This is a genomic window from Hyphomicrobium sp. ghe19 (assembly GCF_902712875.1).
In the GTDB taxonomy this organism is placed as follows: domain Bacteria; phylum Pseudomonadota; class Alphaproteobacteria; order Rhizobiales; family Hyphomicrobiaceae; genus Hyphomicrobium_B.
The window spans coordinates 668,425-694,509 of sequence record NZ_LR743509.1; the positions used below are offsets into that span (position 1 = coordinate 668,425).

The window sequence follows — 26,085 nt, forward strand, 5'->3', positions numbered from 1 at the left end:
GGAAGCCGGCGTGCCGACTGCAGGGCTTATTTTATGCTTATTTGGAAAGGCGCGGCCCGAACGGCCGCAAAGTGCTCCCTACGCCTTATCCATTGGCTGACCTCTTCGCATTGGAAGAGGCGTCCTCCATCTCTCGAACGAGCGGGATGACCCGCTCGCCGAAGAAGCGCGTTTCCTCATGGAAATGCAGGAAACCGCATAGGATCGCGTCGACACCAATTCTTCCGAGTTCGTGGATTTGATTTGCGATCTGTTCTGGGGTGCCAATCAGATTGGTCTTGAAGCCGTCGTTGTACTGGACCAGGTCGCGGCTCGTGGATTTTGCCCACATGCCCTTGCCCTCTTTGGTCGATTGGCCAGCTTCCTTCACGGCGACGCGGAATTTTTCGACGGCTTCGGTGTCCGCGCTCCGGACGATGCGCTCAAGTTCTGCTTTCGCTTCCGTTTCCGTGTCGCGCGCGATGACGAATGCATTCGCGAGAAACTTCACTTTCCGGCCTTGTGCGGCAGCCATCTTGGAAACGCTGTTGATCTGCTCCTTGAAGCCTTCCACAGAGTTGCCGTTCATGAAGTACCAGTCAGAAACGGAGGCCGCCATGCGTTGCGCGGCGAGCGAGTTTCCGCCCTGGAATATCTCGGGCATCGGCCTGCCTGGAATTGCCAGCGGCTTCGGCTTCAAAGTGTAGCCATCAATCTGCCAGTACTTGCCACGATAGGAGAAATCGTCGTCACTCCACGCTCCGCGTAGGATTTCGATGAATTCCCGCGAGCGGACGTAGCGTTCGTCGTGCTCAAGCCATTGCACTCCGAGGGCGTCGTATTCGCGGCGATACCATCCGCTTACTACGTTGATTGCCCATCGACCGTTGAAGATCTGGTCGGCGGTGGCGCCGTGCTTCGCGATCACGCCGGGGTGGAACATTCCGGGAAGGATGCCGGTAACGACGTTGATGGATTCAGTGTTGGCCAAGAGGGCAGTCGAGAAGATCAGCGAGTCATGCTGATATTCTGCGCCGTAACTGCCCATGAAGCGGATCTGCGTCAGCGCATACTCAAAGCCGACCTCTTCCGCGATCTTCGCGAGCTTCACATTGTATTGAAGCCCCCAATCGGTGTGCTGGGGGATTTTACTGACGACGAGACCCCCACTCACATTGGGAACCCAATGCGCGAATTTCATGCGATTTTGTGATTTCGTTGCCATCTGCGGCCCTTCGGTAACCGGAGCAAAGATTTTCGCGTGGGCAGCTATTGCACCAATTGCGGACGTCGCACAAATGAACTTGCGAGGATGTCGACTGCCTCGCTAGCGGCACGCTCAATCCGATCCTTGAGAGAAGGACTTGCCACGACGCCGTCAGCAAAATCCTCGCTCAACCCGTAAAGTCCCGTTGTTACCGTTTGGACCGCAAAGAAACCCATAAGCGGCCGCAATTGATGTTCGATGACCAATGCATGCATCGAGCTGCCGCCGGTAGCGCAAAGGATGGATTTGCGGTTGCGCATTGCGTCGCGGTCGACAAGATCGAAGAAATGCTTCAGAACGCCGGTATACGCGGCCCGATAGACGGGCGTTCCGATAACCAAAAGGTCAGCGCGTTCGACCAATTGAAGGAGCTGTTCGCCAGCCTCGGTCACGTCCGGTCGGGTAAGGCCGCACATAATTTCCGGCGCAACCTCGCTTAACGCGATGGTCTCGCTTTTTATTGGCATCTTCCGCGCAACAGCGTCGCCGATTGCGTTGACCAAGATCCCTGTTTTTGAGGGCTGAGTCGGACTTCCGTTGATCTTGACCATAGTCGGCATAAGGCGTCGCTCCCGGGACATCAATCGAGCCGATCGATCGGCTTCTTGTTTGTATCGATCGGTCCAACATGATGTGAAATTCGAAGAGACGCAAGAGATATCCGCGTGAAGAACGATTCTTTCACGCTTGGTTATCATTGCTGTATTGCAGCACGCGTTAGGTTGCTGCCATCGATGCGAGCTGACGGAACCCCCAAATCCAAAAGAAAAAACCGAGACCTCTCGGCCTCGGTTTCAGTCTAGAGAGCGGTCGTTTCTCCGTTTAGGTTATACTCAGAAATTGATCATTGCGCCGCCGACAACTGTGGTCATGTCTTTGGTCTCGACGCCGGGGACATCTACAGAGTGATCGCGGTATCGCAGCCATACGGACATCGCCGCTGCATCGATTTCCTGGACGACGCCGACGCCCCACCATGAGGTGCTCGAGCCTTTGAGCACCTGGGACGTTTCCGTGATGCTGTCGGTGATCATCGCGCTGTTGTTCGCACCAAGATATTCGCCGTAAGGAATTGTGGCGCCAATGGGCGTGAGGTTCAAACGGACGCCGCCCTTGAAATACCAGGTATCGGTGGCAGGGTTGTTCATCGGGTTGACGGTCTGATCCAAGTGACCGTAGCCGCCTATACCGAAGATGCCTGACGGCATGTGCTGCAGATAAAGGCCCGCTTGGGTATACTTGAGCGTGCCGCCCTCAGTCTGCGCGATGTTTTGGTCGTTCGTTTCGCCGTAAGATACGGCAGCGGCAATTTTCACATTGCCGATCGTGTTGTTGTAGCGGCCAAGCACAGCCCATTCGTCGTCTTCGCCCCATGAGGCAGCTGCAGAGAAGCCTGCAATAGCTGGGGTATCATAGCGCACGACGTTTCTGGGCAATCCATCACAGTCGCCAGGACCACCGCCCCATCCACGGCAGGACGAAGCATTTCCCCAACTCAGTGATACGCCCGGGGCAAAGTTGCCTCTCACGTTAAATCCAAAGACGTCGTAACCGACCCAATAGGCGGCCGCCAAAGTTCCGGAGCTGTCGAGAGAGACGACGACGTTGTCGTCGGCTTGGGACATTTTACCGACGCTGACCTGTCCTAGAGAGTCGCTCTTGAGATACCAATACGAATAGAGAACTTGTGTTGAATTTGGGCTTCCTGTCAGGCCCGGGCCATCCGCGCGATTTGCGTTGGTGGAATAGACATCGCTGTCGATTGCCTCGATGTGAAGCACGTATCCGGCCTTGACGTCATTGCTGATCTTCGCCTCGCCGACGATGTGGAAGTTGCTCGCGAAGGCGGTCCCGAGACCGGTGATGTATGTGTTGGACTCGACTCCATCGTCCCAGTGAACGACTTGTTCGGCAACCCAACCGGATATGGTCAACGATACCTTGCGATTGCCTTTGCGGGCCGCAGTTGCTTCGAGTTCGGCTATCCGCTCCTCGAGATCCGCGCAACAATTTCCACCGAGATCGGCAGCTTGCGTCGAAGTCGAGCCCGCAAATCCCAGAAGTGCAACGCAACTCGCAACGGCTATGTACGCCTTATTTTTCATTCTCATTATTCCCCTCGAATCGATATCTCCCTGCGCGTCCACTACATCCAACTGACCGACCGGTACAATCAGATTCAAATAGCGACCCATCAGTACAGAACCTCGGGAATTCCAAGGGACTGGGCTCCGAGGGGTTTGCGGCGGGAATTCGTTGTGGCGCCTCAGGGGATTAGTCGAGATCGTTTTCGCGCGACGGCGTTATGGTAACACCGTTGAATAATCTCGGGTGCGGTTGGCCGATGAGTTGAGGCTGGGAGGTTCTTTGGCTTTCGGGAGGCCGCCTGATGCTCTAAAAAATCGGCCCGACCATGTTCTTATCGTCGATGCATCGGGTGCCCATGCTTGCTTCTCGCTGGGAGCTGAGTACGCGGAGCGCCTCTTGTTGAGTATCGATATCCCCGTCGAAATCGCCGGCAGCTTTCCCCTGGTCGATCGTCCGTTCCAGCCACGCAAGTTGGACTGAGAGGAGATCTGCTTGGCGTGCTGCGAGAGGTCCGCCCTTGCGCGATTTTTCGTGCTCTAACGCATTGTGAATGGGCATTTGCCTGTCGGCGAGATCACGAAAGATTCGGCTATAGGCCGATAACTTGGCCGTGGCCGGTATGCATCTCCTTTCTATGGCGTCCAGCGCGGCAGTGAGTTTCGAAAGGTGAGCGTCCACTACGGCGCTGCTGAGTTCCTCCCGCGTCCGGAAGTGTGCCTGGATACTGGAAATCCTCATGCCTATGCGGTCAGAAAGGCGGCCGAGCGTAAAGGCTTCGAACCCGTTCGCACGAATCATGCGCTCGGCTTCTGCCAGCAGATATCCTCGAACGTCCATTCGAGTTCTGGATCTTGTCTGCCGCACCTCACCGTCCCCGTTCATGCACGCGATTTAGAAATGCGACTTGCGTTTGCCGCGGGTTTGCGATTAGGTGGACCGGTCGGTACACGCAAGTGGACTTATTGATGCAAACGACTCCTGGGGTACCCGGGAGTCGGGGAATGCTGATGATCCGAGCCGTCGAAATCCCAACAGAGACGCGGTCGGCGCCCGCTTTGAACGGGCTCCGCAAACCGGTTGAGACGGACCGCGAGAGCGGGCGGTTAGGTCGGACTTTCAGGAAAAAACGGAAATGACGTCCGTACAGCTTGGCCGATGGGACGTCTCGATAACGTGCAAGAGAAAAAACGAGGAAACGTGATGAAACCGAGGATCATCCTCAACGCCTTCGATATGACTTGTGTGAGCCATCAGGCTGCCGGCACTTGGCGGCATCCATCCAGTCAGGCATCGAAATACAACGATATCGAATACTGGACGAATATGGCGCGCGAATTGGAGCGGGGATGCTTCGATACGCTTTTCATCGCGGACGTCGTCGGTGTGTATGACGTCTATCGCAATTCTGCGGAAGCCGCCCTTCGCGACGCCGCTCAGGTTCCGGTCAATGATCCATTCGGGGCCATCTCGGCGATGGCTGCCGTTACAAGCCATGTCGGCTTTGGTGTCACCGCTGCCGTGACGTTCGAGCCGCCCTATCTGCTTGCTCGCCGTATGTCCACGCTTGACCACCTCACAAAAGGCCGTGTCGCCTGGAACGTGGTGTCGTCTTATCTCAATAGTGCCGCCCTCAATATCGGTATGGATAAGCAGCTCGGGCACGACGAACGCTACGATATCGCCGAAGAATACATGGAGGTCATGTACAAGCTTTGGGAAGGATCGTGGGAAGATGGCGCGGTCCAGCGTAACAAGGAGACGGGCGTCTTCACGGATGCAAGCAAGGTTCATCCCATCCGCCATGAAGGCAAATACTTCAAGGTGCCTGGTTTCCACCTTTGCGAGCCCTCTCCGCAGCGCACGCCGTTGATTTTCCAGGCTGGTGCGTCCGGCCGTGGGCGCGCGTTCGCATCCCGCCATGCGGAAGGCATGTTCATCTTGACGACGAACGTCGAGCAAGCGCGCAAGATGACGGATGACATCCGTAATCAAGCCGTCGCCCAGGGACGTACCCGGGACTCGGTCAAAATCTTCATGCTGCTCACTGTCATCACCGGTCCGACGGACGAGGCGGCGCAGCGGAAGTATGAAGAATACCTCTCCTACGCGAGCCCCGAAGGTATGTTGGCGCTGTTCGGCGGTTGGACCGGTATGGACTTCTCGCAGCTCGATCTGGATGAGCCTCTCAAGGCGATGGAGAATGACAGTCTGCGGACGACCCTCGAATCCCTCACGCAGGGAAGCGACAAGCAGTGGACTGTGCGGGAGGTCATCCGCAACCGTTGCATTGGTGGTCTCGGTCCGGTGCTCGTCGGTGGTCCCAAGAAGGTTGCTGACGAACTCGAGCGCTGGGCCGACGAAGGCGGCGTGGACGGATTCAATCTGGCCTATGCGGTCACGCCTGGTACGACGACTGACTTTATCGATTTCGTCGTTCCGGAACTCCGCAAGCGCGGTCGTGTGCAGACCTCCTACAAGGAAGGCACCCTCCGCGAGAAGTTTCTCGGAACCAAAGGCGGCAAGGTCGAGAGCAGCCATCCGGCCGCTCAGTACCGGGACGCTTACGCGGGCAAAGAGAGCGTTGCGAGCAAGACCATCCAGCCGAAGTTCGCAGAGGTGCCTACAATCCTTGAGCCGGCGCAATAAGCACACGATGACGTCAGGTCGGGCCCAATACGCCTGATGTTCAGGCGGGGCCGAAGTCTTTCGCAATCCGGTTTTTCACGAGGGCCCGGTTGCGATGCTTCGGCTCCGCCATTTGGATGCCGCGACGCGCCTTTCTGTTTTGGGAGGGTGCTTGGCGCCGCAGTCAGCACAGCGCACGCAAAAAGGGAGATGGTCCGTTGTTCTGGCTGCAACTAGATAACACGAAGGTGCATGACAACCGGATCGGCTTCGGTTTGAAATCCGCCTTGGTGCTCGTTGACTGCATTGAGGCTTATACGAATCGCTCCTCGCCCTTCCATGCAAATGGCGCCGCGTTGGCGGCGCGAGAATCGGTGGTCCTTCTCAGCGCCGCAAGGGCGGCACAGATCCCCATCTTTCATGTAGCGACCCGGTTTCGGCCGTCAGACGTTTCCGACGCTGCGATCTGGGTGAAAAAGATGGCGGCATTGGAACTCTTGCAGGCCGACAATCCGCTTAGCAGATTTTGTCCGGAAGTCGCGCCGATCAGCAGAGAAACAGTCATCGTCAAACAGGTTGCAAGCGCGTTCTTTGGGACCAACCTCGCTTTGGCGCTTCGTGCGCGCGGGGTCGATACCATCGTTCTCGCGGGGGCATCGACCAGCGGAAGCATTCGAGCCACTGCGGTTGACGGTTTTCAGTACGGCTTCCGTGTCATGGTCGTGAGGGACTGTGTAGGGGATTGCGGTCATGCTCCCCACGATGCCAGCCTGCGCGACATAGACAGGAATTACGGGGACGTAATTCACAAGAAAGATGCGCTCGATGCTTTCAGCGCAGGCGCTCCGCGCAGTAGCCTCGAGCTTAAAGGCGAGTATAGCGCCGACCCTGGGTTTGCCGAATGCTGGAGTTGAAGCGAAGGTGAGACTAGGCGTGAGGGTTTCGTACCGGGTGCTTTCCGGCCTAATCTTCTGCGGCGCCCACGCCGGACCGCCCTCGCGGACCGCGAGGGACGCGGTCGAGCCGCCGACTGCAACCGACTTGCTTTCCGAGGCATCTGAGCCCGCGCCGATCGCGGTGGCGCCGCCTCCGCTAGCGTTGGCCGCAGCGCCTAGCGCCGTATCGTTGGCGTTACTGGCGTTGGCCCCCTTGCCGATCGCGACAGCGTCTTTGTCTCCTGTCGTCGCCAGCCCCCCGCCGGTGCCTGCACCCGAAAGCGCGCCGCCGCCAAGCGTGATGCCGTCGCGCTGCGTAAGGTTCTGAAGCGAGATCCCACCCGCTGCCATCAACAGAAAGGACGGGGTGGTCGCCCGGCTGGACATGATCAACACGTGAGAGGCCCGCGGGCGAGAAGATAATTGAACCGCGTTTGAGCCTAAGTCGGGCCTAGGCTCCCTTGCCGATCGGTCCGGCGGAATTTATTAGCGCCCGCGTTTGAGAAGCGTGATAATCTTTGAGGACTTTCATCGGGGGACATGATGAAGCCGGTCACCACAACTTTCTGCATCGCTGCTGCTGTCGCCGCGTGCTCGCTGAGCGCCGTCGCATCCGCCGAAGATCTGAGATCGGCAATGCCGTCAAAAGACCCGGGGCTAGCGGTGAATATCGATCACGATATCAAACGGGCTGCGGCCGGAAGCACCGCCGTCGATCCGGCTTCTGGTGATCTCGATTCGCGGATCAAAGACTTGGAAGCGACGCGCGCGGCCGGAGATCAGGGCAAGACTCCAGCGGTCAGCCTAAGCGTGAGCGGGTGGGTCAGCCAACAAGTGCAATACAACATCAAGCAGTAGCTGGTCGACGCGGCGGGCGAGAGAACAGCGAGCGCGCATTTGCATAGCGCTCGCTGAACCCGGACGCGTGCACGGGCTAGCCCGCTCTCTTTTCGAGAAGATCGCGAATTTCCTTGAGATAGATCTCGGTCGGCGTGGGGCCCGGAGGTGCTGCCGGCTTCGGCTTCTGGATCATGTTGATGAGCTTGATGAGCAGGAAGATCGCGAATGCCGTGATGAGGAATTTGACCAGCGCGTTTAGGAAGATGCCGTACTTGATCAGGACGGGGTCAGTCGGCGTCGGGATCGCAATGGCCAGGTTCGAGAAGTCTATGCCTGCCATCAGATAGCCGATCGGCGGCATGATGATATTGTCGACGAGCGTTGAAACAATCGGCGCGAACGCGGCGCCGATGATGACGCCGACGGCGAGGTCGATGACGTTGCCTCGCATCGCAAATTCTTTGAACTCATTCACTATGCCCATTGCGATGTCCTTCTCAGCTGATATTTCGTGACGGATTTTCCGCGATACTAATCCACGATCCCGGTTGTCGTCATGACGAGGCGAATACATGGAAGGCGGCAGCCGAAGGTGGTGCGGAGCTGCAACGACTCGCACTGAACTTAAGGGATTGCGCCCGGTACGACAACGACGGGCCGGGGCGATTTGCCTATCGGATCGTTGGACAAAGACAGTGCCGGCCGGGCATAATGGACAAAGCTCAGGACAGGTTTTGGGGGTCCGCCGAGCGGTAGGGGGAGATCCGGCAGAATGATCGAACGCAAGGAACGCAAGCCCTATTGGCGGCACACCAAATGGCAGGTTCTGGCGAGCATCATCCCGTTTATCGCCCTCGTTATCATTTTGCCACTTTATGCCGAGCAGTTGAACGCGAGCAGGTTCCTCGGGTTTCCGTTGGGGTACTTCCTTGCGGCTCACGGGTTCTTCGTCGTCGCCCTCATCACGGTCGCGAGTTACGTCAATCGCCAAAATGCCATCGATCACTGGCATGGCGCCCATGAAGACATGTGAGGCGGAATATGGCGTTCGGCGCTCCCCGTGCGAGGATGGTCAATCCTCGGCTCGGCACGTATTTCAGCATTTTCGCGGCGCTCTATACGGCGCTGTTCCTGCTCGTTTTGATTTTCGAGCAGCTTCGTCTCGATGATCATCTTCTAAGATTGGCGGTCCTCGCCGGACCCGTTCTCATCTACGGTGCGATGGGTCTCTCCGTCTCGACGAACGAGACGCTCTGCTTTTTCGCGGCGGGGCGGCGGGTCCCGGCAGCCTATACGGGGCTGCTGCTCGGCGCTTCGGCGCTGGGCGGGACTTTGATCGTCGCCGGTACCGGAATGTTCTTCTTTACCGGGTTCGATGCTCTCGTGCTGCTGATCGGCACGCTCACCGGCTTCGTCATCATGGCGATCGCGCTCGCGCCCTTCTACCGGAAGTTCGGCGCGTTCACCGTTCCGAGCTATCTCGGGCGACGGTTCGAAAGCCGGGTGCTCAGGGTCGTGACGGCTGCCGTCGCGGCGGTTCCCATGCTTCTGGTTCTTTCTGCCGAACTTCAAATGGGCGGCAGCGTCGCTCAACGGCTGGTCGGCGGCAGCGAGAACGGGCTCATCTGCCTTCTCGCGCTGACCATTGCAATCTCGACCATGGCCGGCGGCACCCGGTCGTCCACCTGGTCCGGAGTCGCGCAATCGATTGCGCTTTTTCTGGCGCTGCTTGCAGTCGCGACGACGGTCAGCGTCATCGTGACGAGCCTGCCGATACCCCAGCTCGCGAACGGGCCAATGGTGCGCGGATTGGTGCGAAACGAGGTGAATGAGGGCTTGCAGCTGGTGAATGTCTGGCCGTTGGCCTTTCAATTGCCGCCCGACGGCTTCTCGTCGCTGACGAAGCCTTACACGCAACCCTTCGGCGCGATCGGTCCCCTGGCCTTCATCATCGGAACGTTCGCCATCGCGACCGGCATCAGCACGGCGCCCTGGCTGTTGCCGCGCGTAGCCGCGGCTCCGGGAGTTTATGAAGCGCGGAAGTCTCTCGGCTGGGCGACGGTCTTTTCGGGACTGGCACTTCTGACGATTTCGTCGGTCGCCGTCTTCATGCGCGATTTCACACTCGACGCGGTTCGGACCGAAAGGCTCGGGCCCTTGCCGCAGTGGCTGTTTCAAGCGGCTGCCAACCATTTCGTCGCCTTCGATCAGGCGGCCACACATCTCGGCTTCGAGGGCTTGAAGTTCGATCGCGACAGCGTGCTCTTCTCGCTTCCGGTTGCGGTCGGACTACCTTCAACTTTCGTTTACTTTCTGCTTGCCGGCGCGCTCGCTGCTGCGCTCGTCACGGCTAGCGCCACGACGGTTTCTCTCGCCGCGGTGCTTGGCGAAGACGTTGTGCAAGGCATGTCCTGGGAGCCACCGTCGGCGCAAAACCGAGTCTGGGTCGTGCGTGCCTTCATTGCCGTCGTCGCCGTCTGTGGCGCTGCGCTCTCTATTGCCGCCCCGACCGATCCGTTGCGGCTCGTGCTGTGGGCGCTCTCCATCACGGGGGCGAGCCTCTTTCCGGCGATGCTCTTGTCGATCTGGTGGAAGCGGCTGACGGTCGGGGGAGCGATCGCCGGCGTCATATCGGGCTTCGTCGCGGCGTCATTGGCCATTCTGATGAGCGAGATGGGGACGCTGTCGACGCCAAGCCCGATCGCCGGCATCCTCGGTCTTCCCGTTTCGCTCGGTCTTGCGCTGATGACGAGCTTGATGCGGCCCGAGGCCAGCCGCCACGCGCTGTCGATTGTCCGGGATATGCGCGTTCCGGGCGGGGAGATCATCTACGATCGCGAGATGCAGCGGTTGCAGCTCAGGAAGCATGCCCGCACATAATTCCCAATGCACATCGGCGGGCGCCATCGGGTAGGATGGTTTGAGCTTTTCCCAAGCTGAAGGGCCTTCATGACTGTTCGTGACCGATTGGACCTCTATCCGCCTCTCGCGCCCTATCGCGAGTATCGGCTTCCCGTCGGCGCGGGCCACACGCTTTACGTCGAGGAATGCGGCAATCCCCACGGGCAGCCCGTCGTGATCCTGCATGGCGGCCCCGGCGGCGGCTGCAACCCGACCATGCGCCGCTTTCACGATCCCGAGCGATACCGGATCGTGCTCTTCGATCAGCGCGGCTGCGGGCGTTCCACGCCGAACGCTTCGCTCGATAACAACACGACGCCGGATCTTGTCGCGGATATCGAACATATTCGAACAGAGCTCGGTATCGGGCGCTGGCAGCTTTTCGGCGGGTCGTGGGGATCGACGCTGGCGCTCGCTTATGCGGAGGCTCATCCAGAACGCGTGAGCTCGATGATTCTGCGCGGCATTTTCCTGCTCACGCAGGCCGAGCTGCGCTGGTTCTACCAGGACGGCTGCAGCTGGATCTATCCCGAGGCATTTGCGGAATTTCAGCGGCTCATACCGCCCGACGAGCGCAGCGATATGATCGCAGCCTATCATCGCCGTTTGACGTCCGACGATCTCAGCTTGCGGTACGCGGCGGCCCGCGCCTGGAGCATCTGGGAAGGGACGACGCTTTCGCTTATTCCGGAGCCAGAGCGTGTCGCGCGTTTCGGCGCGGATCATTACGCCCTCGCGTTCGCCCGCATCGAGAGCCATTATTTCGTCAACGGGGGATTCTTCGCGCGCGACGGCGAATTGCTGCTCGAAGCCGGACGCCTGAAGCATATTCCCGGTGTCATCGTGCACGGGCGCTACGATGTCGTGACGCCCGTGAAGAATGCGGTGCTTCTCAACAAGGCCTGGCCTGCTTCCGATTTGCGTGTCGTTGCCGATGCCGGCCACGCGATGACGGAGCCCGGCATTGTCCATGAACTCGTCCGCGCAACGCGGAAGTTCGCGTCCGCTAGCCCGGCGTCGTCTTTGTAAAACATTGCAACTGTCGCGCTCAGCCGAGCGATCAACTCAACGATTAACTCAGGGCGTAGCCTTCGGGGTAGGCGCGGGTGCGGGCGAAGGCGGCGGCGACCCTGGGCCGATCGGCGGCGCCGCTGACGGGGCGTTTGCTGTTTTGGCTGGAGGCGAAGATTTATCGAGATCGTTGGCGCGATCACGGATCTTTTTGTAGATGCGCGTCATGTAGTCGAGGGCGTGATCAACATCCTCTTCACTCGGCATTTCGAATCTGCTGACGGGCGGGCCGGCTTGCGGGCCAAATTCATGCATGCCTGGATGCATGCCGTAGCCGTCCGGCGACATCATCATTTTTTCGTTGGTATCGATTGCCGCCATCATCGCTTTGATGCGGCGCTTCAACTGCCTGTTCTCCTCTTTGAGCGCCGAGAGCTCGTCGGCCTTCGGGACATCGGTTTTATCTTCGATGCCCCTACATGCTATTTCATTGCCGATCCGAGCGCATATCGCGACGATACCGGTTTGCTTGTCGAGGCGCATGACACCTCCATCGACGGGCGACATCGAATAGCGTCCTTCGCTGGGTTTAGAACTCGCGTCCGCGTCTTCGTCCATTACCGGTCCAGCGGCTGCAAAGCTTGCCAGCGCCGGCAAAATCAGTAGCGCGAGGGTTGCCGCTCGCGTTGTCCTTAGGGTCATTTTCGGATCCTCCGCATATGCACTAAGACCCGCAAATGGTGCGGTGTATCGGCATCACAAGGCAATGGTTGTGCTCGCAGTTGCCGAATCATTGCCCGGTCGCGGCGAAATTTGTTCGACTGGAGTCATTTGCACGATCGCGGGCAGGCCAAATAAGATATTGTAATTGAATATTTTTATCATTTTAGCACGGCCCTTAACCCCGCGTTTACTGGCGTGCTTCGATTGTTGCTTCGAGCCTGATTTGTGCCGCGTCCTCACGTTCGCAATTTGCCCCGCGCGGTAAGGACGCCTGCGATGTCCCTATCTCGCTGACATTGCGTTCTCCCGGACCGTCAGCATCGCGTTGCCTCGAGGGGAAAATGTCGAATTCGGAATTGAGTGCCGGCTACTCGCAAGACCAGGACGCGAGCAGCGGCGACGACAATCGCGCCGAACTCAAGGCAATGCTCGATGTGATTGCCGCTCAGCTCGTAGACGCGGACAGGCGCCACACGGCAGCACTCGCCGAAATGCAAGAGCGCATCGACGGAATGGGTCGTGAAGCGGACGCGCTCCGTCCTCGGGTTCCGGAAGAATTTGCGCCTGCGTTCGTACGCATCGAATCGGCGATGGCGGAACTCGCACAGCGGTTGTCGGATCCGGCCGAGGGAAAGACGACCGCAAATGACAAGCGGCCGTTCTCCGGTTCGTCGCGGTTCAATGACCCCTACGGATCGGCGATGCCGATGCCGATGGCGCTGCGCTCGGCGCATAGCGATGCGCGAGATCGCGATGACGACATTTCGAAGCGCGCGCCGGGCGTCGATACCTTCGACGTCATCGACTCCGTGCCCGGCGATGCGACCGATCCCTGGGATCGCGCGGCAGCCGACGCCTTGGCCGGTCTCTACGAGACTGGTGACGTGAATTTCGCGCCGAAAGTGCATTACTCCAGCGGTTCCGTTGCGCGCGCAGGGAGCCAGCAGGGCATCGACGAGGCGTGGCTCGAGGGCAAGTTCGCCGAGATCGCTCAGGGCATCGAGCAGTCGCTCGCAGCGATGCGGCCCGACAACGGCATTTCAGAGATCAGTCAACGGTTCGATCAGTTCGAGCGGCAGTTCGCGAAGCTGTTCGCGGGCGTCGCGACGCACGACGATCTCGCGGCCGTTCACTTGATCGAGTCGCATGTCGCCGAGGTGGTCAATCATCTCGTGCAGACGCAGGATCAGCTGGAACGGCTCAACATCATCGAGGCGCAGCTTGCGAGCATTTCGCATACGCTCGCCGATGTCCAGGGTGTGCCGATCGACGCGGTCACCGGCGCGGTGCCGGTGCAGCGTGCTCCCGATCTCGATGCGATCGCACGGGCGGCGGCCGAGCAGACGGCTCAACGTTTCGCCGATCTTCGTGGTGACGACCGGCATTCGGCGGCCGACGAGCTGCGTCCGCTGATCGAGCGGATGATGTCGCAAAATCGTCAGGGAGAAGAGCAGACCGCAGCGCTTCTCGATACAATGCAGCAAGCCATGATCCGTCTTTTGGATCGTGTTGATTCAATCGAATTCGGTCAGCAGGCCGCAACTTCGCCGGCGCCCGACAGCCGCCAGTATCGCAGCGGAACGTTTGGCGGCGAAGCTGGGCGCCGTCCGGAGCTGGTCGAGGTCGACGATGACGACATCGACGAAGCGCTGGGCGCGGTCTTCGCGGAAATTTCTGCGAGACCTTCGGTCGCTTCCGCTTTGGCAGGGCCGCGCGAGGCTTCCGGAGCATCTGAAGAGGCTGCTCGCAGGGGTGAGAAGAGCCGTCAGGATTTCGTTGCCGATGCCCGGCGCGCCAAGATGCGCCTTGCGGCCGAGCAAGCCGAAATTGCGGGCGAGCCAGTGGCGTCCGTCTCGATCTCGTCGTCGGCCTCCGAGGGACCCATGGCGGCGCCGCCTGCCGGAAGCCGGCCCATTCGCCCGGCTGCCGTGCCGTCGAAAAAAGCGTCGGGTCCATCGGCGCCATCGCCACGGCTCATGTTGATTGCGGCAGTTGCTCTCGTTGCGCTGGGGAGCCTTTGGTACACGTTCGGTTTCGGCAAAGGCCACGTGAGCGAGCCTTCCAGCGTGCAGCAGGTCGAGCCCGGAACGTCTCCGCAGGCAAACGGCGCCGACACCAGCGGGTCGACGGATGCAGCCAAATCGGTGCCCGCATCTTCGTCTCCCGCAGGCCATGAGGACAAGGCGGCCGACCCATCGCTTGGCGCGAACGGACCGCGCGGCGATCTCATGCCGGGCGACGGCCGGCGCGAAAATACTGCATCCGATGCTGCGCCCCGGCGCACCACGGCTTTGCCGATGCTTGGCGTGGCCGTCGATCTCGATCAGCCTGTAACGGCGGCGGGGCTCGAACAGGCGAGGCGTCATCAAGCGATGGCTGAGATGTCCGGTCAGCTCGGCGACGCGGCTGCCCGGTCGGGTGACGGGGCTGCCGTTCCGGCTTCGATGGTGCCGAGCGCAGCTGAGACCGAAGGCGCGAAAGCCGACCTCACTACCGGGTCGGTTACGGAAGTTACGTCGAAGTCCAGCGCGTCGCAGACGAGTGGGTCGAAATCATCGCCGCTCGACATGCCGCCCGCGACCGTCGGTCCGCTGTCACTGCGTCTCGCGGCGGCCAACGGCGATCCTTCGGCGCAATTCGAAGTCGGCGCTCGTCTCGCGGAAGGCAAGGGCACGACGCAGAGCTTCCAGGATGCCGCGAAATGGTATCAGCGGTCGGCCGATCAGGGCTTCGCGCAGTCGCAGTACCGGCTCGGCACGCTCTATGAGCGTGGTCTCGGGCTGAAGCCCGACGCGGCGCAGGCGGCAGTCTGGTATCAGCGCGCGGCGGCGCAGGGCAACATCAAGGCGATGCACAATCTTGCGGTGCTCAGCGCCAATCAGAGCGACCAGTCTCCCGACTATACGACGGCCGCGCAGTGGTTCGAGGCAGCCGCACAGCGTGGTCTGGCGGACAGTCAGTTCAACCTTGCGGTGCTCTACGAAAACGGTCTCGGTGTGACGCGGGACATGAAACGGGCGTTCATGTGGCTTTCGATCGCGGCTCGCGGCGGCGACGCCGATGCGGTACGGCGGCGCGATATCCTTCGCGGCAAATTGACTGCCGAAGAGGTGAAGGTCGCTGACAAGATGATCGCGGCTTGGAAGCCTTCTCCGTCGAGCCGTGACATCAACGATGCCCGTACGGCCGGCGAAATCTGGAAGAACAACCCGAAAAACGGCATGAACGGCTAGCGGCCTTCGGTCTGCGGGGGAAGAGGGCGCCCGGCAGAGCTGCAATCGATGGAAGAGTTCGACGATCATATTGTGACGGGTTGTGACACGCCATAATGGCGCCGGTGCTTGCCGTGCCTCGCCGATTGGTGTCCCTTAGCGCAATCTTTCCGAGACGCCCTCCCTTTCTGCGCCGCTCGCCGCCCAGGACCGCCGGATGACCCTTTATCTGCCGATTGCCGAGATGTCGGTTTCCGTCATCACCTTTCTGGCACTCGGCGCGACTGTAGGTTTTCTCTCGGGGCTGTTCGGTGTCGGCGGCGGATTTCTGCTGGCGCCGCTCTTGACGTTTCTCGGCATACCGCCGGGCGTTGCGATCGCGACCAGCACGTCTCACGTCGTCGCGTCATCCGTTTCCGGCGCTATGACGCAACATCGGCGCGGCAATGTCGATGTGAAGCTCGGGCTCGTCATGCTGGCGGGCGGCCTCGTCGGAACTTATCTCGGCGTCAATTTCGTGAGGATACTGACGGCGAGGGGCCTGTTCGAGCTAACTGTTTCGCTGACGTACGTGATTTTTCTCGGCACGGTCGGAACGATTATTCTGATCGAGGGCATAAACGCCTCGCGAAAGCCGCGCGCGCCGGGCGGCTCTTCGTTGCGTAAACCGGGTCAGCACAGCTGGATCGAGCGTTTGCCGTTCAAGATGCGGTTTCCGCGGTCGAAGCTCTATACGAGCGCTGTACCGCCTGTCGTCATCGGCATGTTCGTCGGCTTCATCTCGGCGATGATGGGCATCGGCGGCGGCTTCGTCATGATCCCGGCGTTGATTTACCTCTTGCGCGTGCCGACAGGTCTCGTCATCGGGACATCGCTTTTTCAAATCGTGTTTGTTTCCGCTACGGCGACGGTGCTGCACTCTGTTGAAAACAAGTCGGTCGATATCGTCCTTGCCGCGATCCTCATCGCGGGCGGCGTTCTGGGCGCGCAATTCGGCACGATGGCGGGCGAGAAGCTTCGTGGCGAGCATTTGCGTGTTCTGCTCGGTGCGCTGATCCTGCTTGTTGCTGCTCGCATGGCTTTCGATCTCGCTGTGCGGCCCAGCGACTTATATTCGCTCGCGCTCGTGCCGGGGGCGCCATGATGTGCACCCGGATGCTTCAGCGCCTTTGCGCAGTGATGGTCTTGATGTTCGCGATTGCCGGCGGAGCTGCTGCTGCCGACAGGCCGAAGGAGGGTGTGGAGGCTGACGCATCAACGCGGCAGGTCGCGATCACTTCGAGTTTCACGGGCACGGAAATTCTGGTTTTCGGCACGGTCGAAAACAGCGTGCAGCCAAGTCCCGAGGCTGGAACCTACGACATCATCATCGTGGTCGAGGGCATGCCTGCGCCGGTGGTGGTGCGAGAGAAATCGCGTGTTGCCGGTATCTGGATCAACACCTCATCTCTGATGTTCGCATCGGTCCCGAGCTACTATGCGATCGCTTCGACGCGGCCGATCGATGAGATCACTGACAAGGCCATTTTAGATGCGAACCAGATCGGCTTCGACCACGTGCACATGGCTCATGCGCGGGATGCCGACGTGGATGCCGCCACCGTGCGGTCGTTCAAGGATGCTCTGATCCGCCTGAAGGAGGCGCAAGGCGTTTACGTCAGACGGGACTTCGGCGTCACGTTCATCGGCCGCAGCCTGTTTCGTGCAACGATTTCGCTGCCGCCGAACGTGCCCGTCGGCCCGCTGACCGCGCGCGTCTACCTGTTCAAGGAGGGAAAGCTGCTCGGCCAGTACCAGAGCCGCGTGATGCTGCAGCGTGAAGGTATCGAGCGGTTCATCCATAATTTCGCGATCTCGCAACCGCTCGCCTATGGCCTTGTGACGGTTCTGCTCGCGGCAGCAGCTGGACTGACGGCCGCCTTCGCTTTCCGCAAGCCCGCGTAGGTTCAATCTTCGCGCAGCAGGCGCGGAGCGACGGGATAGAGGCCCTCGTGGCCGAGCATCCAGACGTCGAGGCCATCCGCACCGAACAGCGGTTCGAATGCAACATCGAGAATGTTCAGGCCTCCGGTGAATGCGCCGAATGCGGGCATGACGAGGCGGAGGCGGTTGCCGACGAAGCAGGGACGGCGCAACGACGTTCCGTGGAATACGAGGCGGGCTGCGGGATGGAAGTGTCCCGCGATCTCGTGCGTGGAAGCTCCGGCGTGCGGCTCGTGGCGCAACGCGATGCCGCCGACGACGATCTCGGGCAACACATATCCTGCGAGCATGCGATCGATCCGCGGATCGTGATTGCCGGTGATCCAGATCCAGTCGCGATTGTCCTGAAGTATGCGGAGGCTTTCGACGTCGGCTGTGTCCATGCGTGCGGCGCCGGCCTGATCGTGGAGGCTGTCGCCGAGGCAGATGACCGTTTCAGGGTCGTACCTGTCGATCAGGATCGCGAGCTTGTGGAGCGTTTCGCGTGTGTCGTAGGGCGGCAGCATTTGGCCGCGCACGGCATAGGACGAGCCCTTTTCGAGATGGAGATCGGAAACGATCAACGCCTTCTCGGCCGGCCAGTACAGTGCGCCTGATTTGTGCGCGACGAAAGTTTTGCCGCAAACGAGCACAGGTTGATCGGCGAAATCGTCGAGCCCGATGCGCTCCGGCTTCAGCATGTTCATGTCCGCACATCCCCCGTTGCTTCGCGGATCAACTCGTCAGCGGCATCGCGCAAAATTGCGTCACGGTCTTGGCCATAAACCAGCTCAACTCCGATCTCCAGCAGCACCGGTACGGCGAGCGGAGATACATGATCGAGAATCTGATGTCTGATTCGGTGCTTGATGCGAGCCAGAAAAGCGCCGAGCCGCTTGATATCGAGGAGCCCCGTGGCAGCGTCGGCCCAGGCGGACTCCAGCAGCAAGTGTCCGGGATCGTGCCGCCGAAGCACGTCATAGATGAGATCGGTCGAGATCGTCACCTGCCGGCCGGATTTAACTTTGCCCGGATGCCTGCGCTCGATCAATCCGGCGATGACGGCGGATAAGCGGAACGTGCGCTTCATGAGCGCGCTTTCGGCGAGCCAGGCGTCGAGATCGTCGCCGAGCATGTCTTCGTCGAAGAGTTCTTCGAGCGAAAGGCGGCCGTTGGAGATGAGGCTCGAAATGTCGTCGTGCGCCCAAACGGCCAGCGCGTAATCGTTGGCGACGAAGCCGACGGGCCTTGCCCCGATGCGGTCGAGGCGTCGCGTGAGCAGCATGCCGAGCGTCTGATGCGCGAGACGGCCCTCGAACGGATAGGCGACAAGGAAGTGTCGATTGCCGCGCGGGAATGTTTCGATGAGAACTTCGTCAGACGCCGGGATGACGGAGCGTTCGGTCTGCAATTCCAGCCAATTCGCGACGGGGTTTGGCAGGCCCGACCAGACGCTCGGGTCGGAGAGCATGTCGCGCACGCGTTTCGCCAGATGGGTCGACAGCGGAAATTTTCCGCCGTCGTAGCTCGGCACCATCGGATCTTCAGCGGCGGCACGGGAGACGAAAACTTCGGTGTCCCTGATGCCTTCGAAGCGAAGGACTTGACCGGCAAAGACGAACGTGTCGCCGGGTGTCAGCTGCTCGGCGAAATATTCTTCGACTTCGCCAAGGACGCGCCCACCGATGCGGGCAACATTTTTCTTGCCACCGCGGCCTGAGACGAGGCGCACCTTGAGATGAGGGGCGTCGACGATGGTGCCGATATTCAAGCGGTATTGTTGGACGATGCGTGGATTGGCGACGCGGAGCTTGCCGTCTTCCGCCGGTCTCAGTTTGGCAAAGCGTTCGTAGGACTTCAGCGCGTAGCCGCCTGTCGAGACGAAGTCGACCGTGCGGTCGAATTGATTTCGCGTCAGGCCCGCATAGGGAAGCGCCGAGCGCACTTCGTCGAATAGCGTATCCGGATTGAACGGCGCCTGGCACGCCATGCCGAGAACGTGCTGCGCTAAGACGTCGAGCGCGCCGACGCGCGATAGCGTGGCATCCTGATCTCCGGCTTCCGCCGCCTGTTGGGCTGCCCGGCATTCGAGAACCTCGAAGCGATTACCCGGGACCAAAATCGCCTGGGACGGCTCGTCGAGCCGATGGTTGGAGCGGCCGATCCGCTGCAGCAGCCGGCTCGCACCTTTCGGCGCGCCGAGATGGATGACGAGATCGACATCGCCCCAGTCGATACCGAGATCGAGCGTCGATGTGGCGACGACGGCGCGCAGACGGCCTTCGGCCATCGCGGCTTCGACCTTCTTGCGCTGGGCGGCTTCGAGCGATCCGTGGTGCAAGCCGATCGGCAGGTTGTCGTCGTTGATGCGCCAGAGTTCCTGGAATGCGAATTCGGCCTGCATGCGCGTATTGACGAAAACGAGCGACAGCTTGTGCCGGACGATGGCTTCATAGACTTCGCGCATCGCGTAACGTGCCGTGTGGCCGGTCCAGGGAATTTCGTTTTCGGCTTCGAGAATTTGGATGACCGGCTTCGCGCCGCCTTTGACGGTGACGATGTCGGACAGGCGCGTCACCTCCTCGGGCTCCGTTTGCGCGACGAGGTAGCCGCGAAGTTCGCTAGGGCGCGCGACCGTCGCCGACAATCCGATCGTCATGACGTTCGGCGCGATTCTGCGCAGGCGCGCCAGATCGAGCGCGAGGAGATCGCCGCGTTTCGAGGCTGCAAGCGCGTGCAGCTCATCGAGGATGATCGTATCGAGATCGGCGAACATGTAGGGCGCGTCGGGGTGACTGAGGAGCAGGGCGACTTGCTCCGGCGTCGTCAACATGATCTGCGGCGGCTTCACGCGCTGGCGCTGCCGGCGTGCAAGGGACGTGTCGCCCGTGCGCGTTTCGGTGCGGACCTTGAGGCCCATTTCTTCGATCGGGTGCGTCAGGTTCCGTTCGACGTCGGCCGCCAGCGCTTTGAGCGGCGAAATGTAGAGCGTGAATAATCCTGCGCCGATCTTCTTCTTTTCGCCGTTGTGGATCGAGATGAGGCTCGGAAGAAAGCCTGCGAGCGTTTTACCGGCGCCGGTCGGCGCGATCAGCAACGTCGAGCGGCGCTCGCGTGCGGCATCGAGAAGGGCGAGCTGGTGAGGACGTGGTTTCCAACCGCGCTTTGCGAACCACGCGGCGATCTCGGCGGGCAGAGGTTCTGTCGCGCGAGGTGAGTGCGTGCGGCGGGTCTTTTTCTCCGCCGTCGATGCCATCAGCGGGGCGCTCCGGGGCTTACGCGCGCCGTCTTTTGCGGAAGGCCGTTCGGCCGTTTCCGGCTTCCTGGTGGATTTGCGCGGCACGCTCAATTTTGGCTTCGGCAAATTGGCTCAGGTCACTCTAAATCGCTTTTATGGGCAACCCAGCCGTTATACCTGCTGAAGCTTCGAAAGACGTCGAAAAAAACGCGGGAATTAAAGCGGCCGTTTCGCCCAGTCGTGAGCGCGGCGGCCTCGGATTGCGGCGAGGTTCGCGTGTGCGCCTGCGTGCAGCGTCTTCGCGAGGTAAGATTTGATCTCCCCGATGAGGCTCGGGCCTTCGTACACAAGGCCCGTGTAAAGCTGCAATAATGTGGCGCCGGCTTCGATTTTTTCGAGCGCCCGCTCGCCACTGTCGATGCCGCCGATGCCGATGAGCGGGATCCGGCCTTCGGTCTGCTTGAAAATACGGGCGAGCATGGCTGTCGAGCGCTGAAAGGCGGGGCGGCCGGAAAGGCCACCGGCTTCGCGCGCATCACGCGACTTCAAGCCGTCGCGCGACAAGGTCGTGTTCGACACGGCGATCGCGTCCACGTCGTAGGCGACGAGCTTTTCTACGATCGGAGCGATGTCATCGGCGGCGATGTCGGGGGAAATTTTGACGACGATCGGACGCCGCTGCGCGCCGTCGTCGGTCAACCTTGTCCGCGCGGCCATGATGCGCGCGAGCAGCGCCTCAAGCGCGGCGGGCGCCTGGAGATCGCGAAGCCCGGGTGTGTTCGGTGAGGAGATGTTGACGGTGAAGTAGCTGGCGACCGAGTTGAACCGCAACAGGCCCAACACGTAGTCTTCGCCGCGGTCGACGCTGTCTTTATTGGCTCCGATATTGACGCCGACGATGCCACCGCGGTTCATTCGCGCTTCGAGACGCGCGAGAGCTGCGGCGTGGCCGCCATTGTTGAAGCCGAGCCGGTTGATGAGGGCGTTGTCCTCAACGAGCCTGAAGACACGCGGCTTCGGATTGCCGCTTTGCGGGTGCGGGGTGACGGTGCCGATCTCAGCGAAACCGCAGCCCATGCCGAGCATGGCATCGGGTACGCGGGCGTCCTTGTCGTAACCGGCGGCGATGCCGACCGGATTTTTGAATTCCAATCCAAACACCGTTTGCGAGAGCACGCGATCGTCGGCGCCGAAGGCGCGCGGATAAAGTCCGCATTCGAGCGCGCGCACGGTGAGTTCGTGTGCTTCCTCGGGAGCAAGCGCAAATAGCGCCGGGCGCGTCAGCCGGTAAATGCCTGTCAGCACGCGAACCATTCCTCGTCAAGGCAGTGAACGCCGTCGCTATTTTTTTGCAATGGCCGCTCCCATAAAGCCACAGAAACGGGAAGAGCGGAGTAGAGGTGAGGGAAAAGCTCGCCTCCGCGAGATTGTTCCCATTTGAGATCAGCGCCTAGTGCGGCCGCCTCGAATGCAATGAGAACGAGATCCCCTTTGCCTTTGAAATGTTTTTCTAATGTGCCGGACAACTGGTCCTGTTGTGACAGATGAATGAATCCGTCTCGCTTGTCGTCGAGCGATCCTTCATAATTCCCTTTTGCAATTGCGCCCGACCATTCGGCGGCCGTGGCAATTTTGTAGACGATTTTTTTCATTCTATTTTGGACTTTGCGGATGCGTGTGAAAAGATATCATCCAATTGTCGGAAGCAACGGCCGGGGTGTGGCGCTGGTGCATGATCGTTGCTATCACGGATGGCTAGGCACGCAACAGTTTGGCGGGGTGCGTGTTAATAGCCGCAGGCGAAATACTCGGGCCCGCAAACGGCAGTCAAGAGGGTTGTGGTATTCGTGTATCCTACGGCATCGCTAAGCATTTCAGAATTGTTGTCCGGTCCTTACCTACTGAATATCCCGCTTTTCCAGAGGCCCTATTCCTGGGGACGAGAGCAGGCCGAACAACTCCTCGACGATCTTCTGGAAGCCGCCGGTATCTCCTCCGACGACCAGCCGGAACCTGCTTACTTCCTCGGCGCCGTGGTGTTGATGGATGCGCCAGGGGCTGAAACGGCGAAGCTGTCGCCCAAGATGACCCCGCGCGAATTCGGAGTGATCGATGGGCAGCAGCGCCTCGTCACATTGATGACGCTGCTCGCCGTGCTGCGGGACCTCGAAACCGACGCACGAAAGACAGTAGCGAAACGCGTTCAGGGAATGCTTGTCGCCCAGCTGGGCACGCGGTTCTTCCGCACGGAGCGTTTCCGGCTGCACCTTTCGACGCGTGAACGCGCCGTTTTCGAAGACAACGTCTTGTTGCCGGGCAGCTCGGTGCTGCCGGCCGACATTCAATCGCCCTCGCTTCCCGAAGCGACGCTTCTCGACGTGCGCGACCGCTTCAAGACCGTGCTTGCGGAACTGACCAACACCGACCGCGCGGCGCTTGCCGATTTCATCGCGGACCGATGCTTCGTGGTTGTCATCGTCGGCAATGATATCGACCGCTCCCACCAGATGTTCGTCGTTTTGAACGAGCGAGGCAGAAAGCTGCAGCGCAACGACATTCTGAAGTCCGACATCCTCGCGCGCATGTCGGCCAACGACGCCAAGTGGGCCGTCGCGATGTGGGATGAAATGAGCGTGGAACTCGGGGAAGGGTTCGAGGCGTTTTTCGCCCATCTCAGGACCATCTACGGTCACGGGCGGTTGCAGATCGTTTCGGGGGTGCGCCAGGTCATTCGCGATTCCGGCGGCTCGGAGGCGTTCTTCAAGGATGTTTTTCTGCCGCTCGCCAAGTCGTATGCGATCGTTCGCAGCGGAGGCGCCGGCGTGTTGCCGCGAGAGATGCAGTCGACGCTTGCATACCTCAACCGCCTGCCGGAGGCCGATTGGGCGCCGGCCGCGATTTTCGCGCTCAAGGATTGGAAGCGCGATCCAGCACGAGCCGCATTTCTGCTCGGCGAGATCGAGCGGCTCGCCATGCTGACCCGCCTTTTGTGCGCGGGGTCAGGGAAACGCGTTCGCCGGTTCTCGGAGCTCGTCAAGGTCATTCGCTCAGGCGAGCCGATCGACAAATCGCATCCCGTTCTGCAATTGACGCGGGACGAAGTGCGCGGCATCGCGTTTCATCTCAAAGATTTTCACAAGCGCAATCCGAAGGTTTGCAAGCTGCTTCTGCTGCGGCTCGGAGACGAATTGTCGGGCGGGATGGATGCCGTCGACCCCGATCAATATACGATCGAGCACGTGCTGCCGCAGCGGCCCGCTGCCTCGAGCTCGTGGCGGCAATTGTTCCCCAGTGCAGAGGAGCGCGCGCAGCTCGTCGAAAGCCTCGGCAATCTCGTGCTGATCACCCAGCAGGACAATGACCGCGCTCGCAACGCGTCGTGGGACGACAAGAAAGAGATTTATTCGAAAGGGTCGAGCCAAGCCTCGATGCTCGCGATTACGCGCGATGTGCTCGGTGAGCGCGAATGGCGGCGCGGGCAGATCGAAACGCGCGAGCAGCGGCTCGTCGGATTGATCGACCGGATCTGGCGCGTCGACATTCTTGGACAGAAGTCCGGAACGCGCGCGGCAAAAGCGGCGGAAGAATCCGAGGCTGCGACGCCGCTCGTTTAAGCCCCGAAACCGCGATCCTGGTTGCGGCTACGCGCTGGCGAGCGCGCCGCTGAGTGCCTTGGCAATCAGGGCGCGGGTCTCGGGAATTCCATAGAGCGCGACGAACGTGCCGAGGCGCGGCCCGCGCTCCTGCCCGAGCAGGATTTCGTAGATCGCCTGGAACCAATCGAGCTTGACGCCGGGTCCGCCCGTCGGGCTGGTCTTCGTCGGATCCTGATAGCGCGGGATGGCGCGGCCGACGTCGAGCAAGGCGTTCTGGATCGTGTCGCCGTCGCTGTTGGGGGGGAGCGCCGCGAGCGCCTTGTCGAGGCTTTCGAGCGCCGCGATCTCGACATCGTCGGGCGTGCGGAACTTCTTCGTCGGCTTCACGAAGTCTTCATAGTAGCGGATCGCGTAGCCGGCGAGCTTATCGATGATCGGATTGTCTTCCGGCTTCGCTCCGGACGCGTAGCGGCCGAGGAAGCCCCACAGCACGTCCTTGTTGTGAGCGTGCGAAACCGAAACGAGGTTGAGCAGCAAGCCAAACGTGACGGGAATTTCAGGCTTCGGCGGCGCGCCGTTGTGGATGTGCCAGACGGCGTTGTCGATCTGCTGCTTCGCTTCTTGCTTCTGATAGCCGGACAGGAATTGCAGGTATTCGTCGACTGCGCGCGGGATGACGTCAAAATACAGCCGCTTGGCGCTTCGCGGCTTCTGATACATGAAGAGCGCCAAGCTTTCGGGCGACGCGTACGTCAGCCATTCGTCGATCGTCAGGCCGTTGCCACGCGACTTCGAAATCTTCTCGCCTTTGTCGTCGAGGAACAGCTCGTACACATAGTGTTCGGGCGGAACGCCACCGAGGATTTCGCAGATCTTGTCGTAGATCGGCGCGTTCGTCTGGTGGTCCTTGCCGAACATCTCGAAGTCGACGCCGAGGGCGACCCACCGCATGCCGAAATCCGGCTTCCACTGGAGTTTTACCTGGCCGCCGGTGACCGGCAGCGTGATATCCTTGCCGTCTTCGTCCTCGAACGTGATGGTTCCGGTCTTTGGGTCCACCTTCTTCATCGGGACGTACAGGACACGGCCGCTCTTCGGCGAAATGGGAAGGAAGGGGCTGTATGTTGCCTGCCGTTCTGCGCCGAGTGTCGGCAGCATGACCTTCATGATGTCGTCGTAGCGTTCGACGGCGCGCAGGAGAACTTCATCGAAGCGGCCGGACTTGTAATACTCGGTGGCGCTCGCGAATTCGTAATCGAAGCCGAAGGTGTCGAGAAACCGGCGCAGCATGGCGTTGTTGTGATCGCCGAAGCTTGCGGAGTCGCCGCCCCATGGATTGGGCACCGACGTCAACGGCATCTGCAGGTAAGGCTCTAGCGCTTTCCGGTCCGGGACGTTCTCCGGAATTTTCCGCATGCCGTCCATATCGTCGGAGAAGCAGAGGAGGCGCGTCTTGCGCTTGCCTTCGGTCAGCGTCTCGAACGCATGGCGCACCATTGTCGTGCGCGCCACCTCGCCGAAGGTGCCGATGTGAGGGAGTCCGGACGGACCGTATCCCGTTTCGAAGAGGACGGTTTTTGTGTCGCCGTCGGGCAGGAGCTCGAGGCGTTTGATGAGCCGGCGTGCTTCTTCGAACGGCCAAGCCTTGGAGTCTTTGCTGGCTGCGGCCTGCTCGGGGGTGAAGACGAGTGCGGTCATCTGATGCTGC

21 protein-coding genes are annotated in these 26,085 nt (G+C 60.6%); 10 read left to right on the top strand and 11 right to left on the bottom strand.

The genetic code is table 11. The annotated features are described in order from the left end of the window. Positions 1-85 precede the first annotated feature (85 nt). The 4 genes from sfnG to AACL53_RS03145 form a co-directional block, all read right to left on the bottom strand. Positions 86-1,204 carry a dimethylsulfone monooxygenase SfnG gene (sfnG, locus tag AACL53_RS03130; protein ID WP_339082385.1) on the bottom strand — a complete coding sequence of 373 codons (1,119 nt, stop codon included), beginning with the start codon at positions 1,202-1,204 and terminating at the stop codon, positions 86-88. Positions 1,205-1,248: 44 nt separating this feature from the next. After that, a complete protein-coding gene (locus AACL53_RS03135; protein ID WP_339082387.1) occupies positions 1,249-1,806 on the bottom strand; it encodes an NAD(P)H-dependent oxidoreductase in 558 nt (185 codons plus the stop codon). A 273-nt stretch (positions 1,807-2,079) separates the two neighbouring features. Then, the gene (locus AACL53_RS03140; protein ID WP_339082389.1) at positions 2,080-3,351 is read right to left on the bottom strand and encodes a porin; all 1,272 of its coding nucleotides are present in this window, start codon (positions 3,349-3,351) and stop codon (positions 2,080-2,082) included. A 289-nt stretch (positions 3,352-3,640) separates the two neighbouring features. After that, positions 3,641-4,216 carry a TetR/AcrR family transcriptional regulator gene (locus tag AACL53_RS03145; protein ID WP_339082391.1) on the bottom strand — a complete coding sequence of 192 codons (576 nt, stop codon included), beginning with the start codon at positions 4,214-4,216 and terminating at the stop codon, positions 3,641-3,643. A gap of 318 nt (positions 4,217-4,534) precedes the next feature. Here AACL53_RS03145 and AACL53_RS03150 point away from each other — a divergent pair, with 318 nt between their 5' ends. From AACL53_RS03150 to AACL53_RS03160, 3 genes are all read left to right on the top strand, one after another. Further along, complete coding sequence (locus AACL53_RS03150) at positions 4,535-5,980, top strand: LLM class flavin-dependent oxidoreductase (RefSeq protein ID WP_339082393.1); 1,446 nt, start codon at positions 4,535-4,537, stop codon at positions 5,978-5,980. A gap of 116 nt (positions 5,981-6,096) precedes the next feature. Beyond that, on the top strand, positions 6,097-6,873 hold the full coding sequence (locus AACL53_RS03155) for an isochorismatase family protein (RefSeq protein WP_339082395.1): 777 nt from the start codon (positions 6,097-6,099) through the stop codon (positions 6,871-6,873). Positions 6,874-7,434: 561 nt separating this feature from the next. Continuing rightward, positions 7,435-7,752 (top strand): hypothetical protein, encoded by a 318-nt coding sequence (locus tag AACL53_RS03160; protein WP_339082397.1) that lies wholly within the window; start codon positions 7,435-7,437, stop codon positions 7,750-7,752. Between the two features lie 76 nt (positions 7,753-7,828). On the opposite strand, the gene mscL is transcribed toward AACL53_RS03160, so the two are convergent. Beyond that, positions 7,829-8,212, bottom strand: coding sequence for a large-conductance mechanosensitive channel protein MscL (mscL, locus tag AACL53_RS03165; RefSeq protein WP_339086866.1), 384 nt, complete (start codon positions 8,210-8,212; stop codon positions 7,829-7,831). A 294-nt stretch (positions 8,213-8,506) separates the two neighbouring features. On the opposite strand from mscL, the gene AACL53_RS03170 reads away from it, so the two are divergent. The 3 genes from AACL53_RS03170 (at position 8,507) to pip (ending at position 11,664) form a co-directional block, all read left to right on the top strand. Beyond that, entirely contained in the window at positions 8,507-8,767 is a 261-nt protein-coding gene (locus AACL53_RS03170) for a DUF4212 domain-containing protein (RefSeq protein ID WP_290991841.1), read from the top strand. A gap of 8 nt (positions 8,768-8,775) precedes the next feature. Continuing rightward, on the top strand, positions 8,776-10,614 hold the full coding sequence (locus AACL53_RS03175) for a cation acetate symporter (RefSeq protein ID WP_339082402.1): 1,839 nt from the start codon (positions 8,776-8,778) through the stop codon (positions 10,612-10,614). Positions 10,615-10,683: 69 nt separating this feature from the next. Next, the gene (pip, locus tag AACL53_RS03180; RefSeq protein WP_339082404.1) at positions 10,684-11,664 is read left to right on the top strand and encodes a prolyl aminopeptidase; all 981 of its coding nucleotides are present in this window, start codon (positions 10,684-10,686) and stop codon (positions 11,662-11,664) included. 48 nt (positions 11,665-11,712) lie between these two features. Here pip and AACL53_RS03185 read toward each other — a convergent pair whose 3' ends face one another. Continuing rightward, positions 11,713-12,348: a hypothetical protein gene (locus AACL53_RS03185; RefSeq protein ID WP_339082406.1), complete on the bottom strand. Its 636-nt coding sequence runs from the start codon at positions 12,346-12,348 to the stop codon at positions 11,713-11,715. A gap of 362 nt (positions 12,349-12,710) precedes the next feature. Between AACL53_RS03185 and AACL53_RS03190 the strand changes: the two genes are divergently transcribed. From AACL53_RS03190 to AACL53_RS03200, 3 genes are all read left to right on the top strand, one after another. Then, positions 12,711-15,602, top strand: a complete 2,892-nt coding sequence (locus AACL53_RS03190) for a sel1 repeat family protein (protein WP_339082408.1) — start codon at positions 12,711-12,713, stop codon at positions 15,600-15,602. 196 nt (positions 15,603-15,798) lie between these two features. Further along, positions 15,799-16,725 carry a sulfite exporter TauE/SafE family protein gene (locus AACL53_RS03195; RefSeq protein WP_339082410.1) on the top strand — a complete coding sequence of 309 codons (927 nt, stop codon included), beginning with the start codon at positions 15,799-15,801 and terminating at the stop codon, positions 16,723-16,725. 11 nt (positions 16,726-16,736) lie between these two features. Further along, positions 16,737-17,525, top strand: coding sequence for a TIGR02186 family protein (locus AACL53_RS03200; RefSeq protein ID WP_339082412.1), 789 nt, complete (start codon positions 16,737-16,739; stop codon positions 17,523-17,525). Between the two features lie 2 nt (positions 17,526-17,527). Here the strand turns inward: AACL53_RS03200 and pdeM are convergent, their stop codons facing one another. From pdeM to AACL53_RS03220, 4 genes are all read right to left on the bottom strand, one after another. Next, the gene (gene pdeM, locus AACL53_RS03205) at positions 17,528-18,250 is read right to left on the bottom strand and encodes a ligase-associated DNA damage response endonuclease PdeM (RefSeq protein ID WP_339082414.1); all 723 of its coding nucleotides are present in this window, start codon (positions 18,248-18,250) and stop codon (positions 17,528-17,530) included. Then, the gene (locus AACL53_RS03210) at positions 18,247-20,799 is read right to left on the bottom strand and encodes a ligase-associated DNA damage response DEXH box helicase (RefSeq protein WP_339082416.1); all 2,553 of its coding nucleotides are present in this window, start codon (positions 20,797-20,799) and stop codon (positions 18,247-18,249) included. The genes pdeM and AACL53_RS03210 overlap by 4 nt, the downstream gene beginning before the upstream one ends. Before the next feature lie 198 nt (positions 20,800-20,997). Further along, positions 20,998-22,095 carry a quinone-dependent dihydroorotate dehydrogenase gene (locus AACL53_RS03215; RefSeq protein WP_339082418.1) on the bottom strand — a complete coding sequence of 366 codons (1,098 nt, stop codon included), beginning with the start codon at positions 22,093-22,095 and terminating at the stop codon, positions 20,998-21,000. Beyond that, on the bottom strand, positions 22,080-22,433 hold the full coding sequence (locus AACL53_RS03220) for a DUF952 domain-containing protein (protein ID WP_339082420.1): 354 nt from the start codon (positions 22,431-22,433) through the stop codon (positions 22,080-22,082). The genes AACL53_RS03215 and AACL53_RS03220 overlap by 16 nt, the downstream gene beginning before the upstream one ends. Before the next feature lie 195 nt (positions 22,434-22,628). On the opposite strand from AACL53_RS03220, the gene AACL53_RS03225 reads away from it, so the two are divergent. After that, positions 22,629-24,395 (top strand): DUF262 domain-containing HNH endonuclease family protein, encoded by a 1,767-nt coding sequence (locus tag AACL53_RS03225; protein WP_339082422.1) that lies wholly within the window; start codon positions 22,629-22,631, stop codon positions 24,393-24,395. 27 nt (positions 24,396-24,422) lie between these two features. On the opposite strand, the gene AACL53_RS03230 is transcribed toward AACL53_RS03225, so the two are convergent. Beyond that, positions 24,423-26,075: a lysine--tRNA ligase gene (locus AACL53_RS03230; RefSeq protein WP_339082425.1), complete on the bottom strand. Its 1,653-nt coding sequence runs from the start codon at positions 26,073-26,075 to the stop codon at positions 24,423-24,425. Positions 26,076-26,085: the final 10 nt, after the last annotated feature.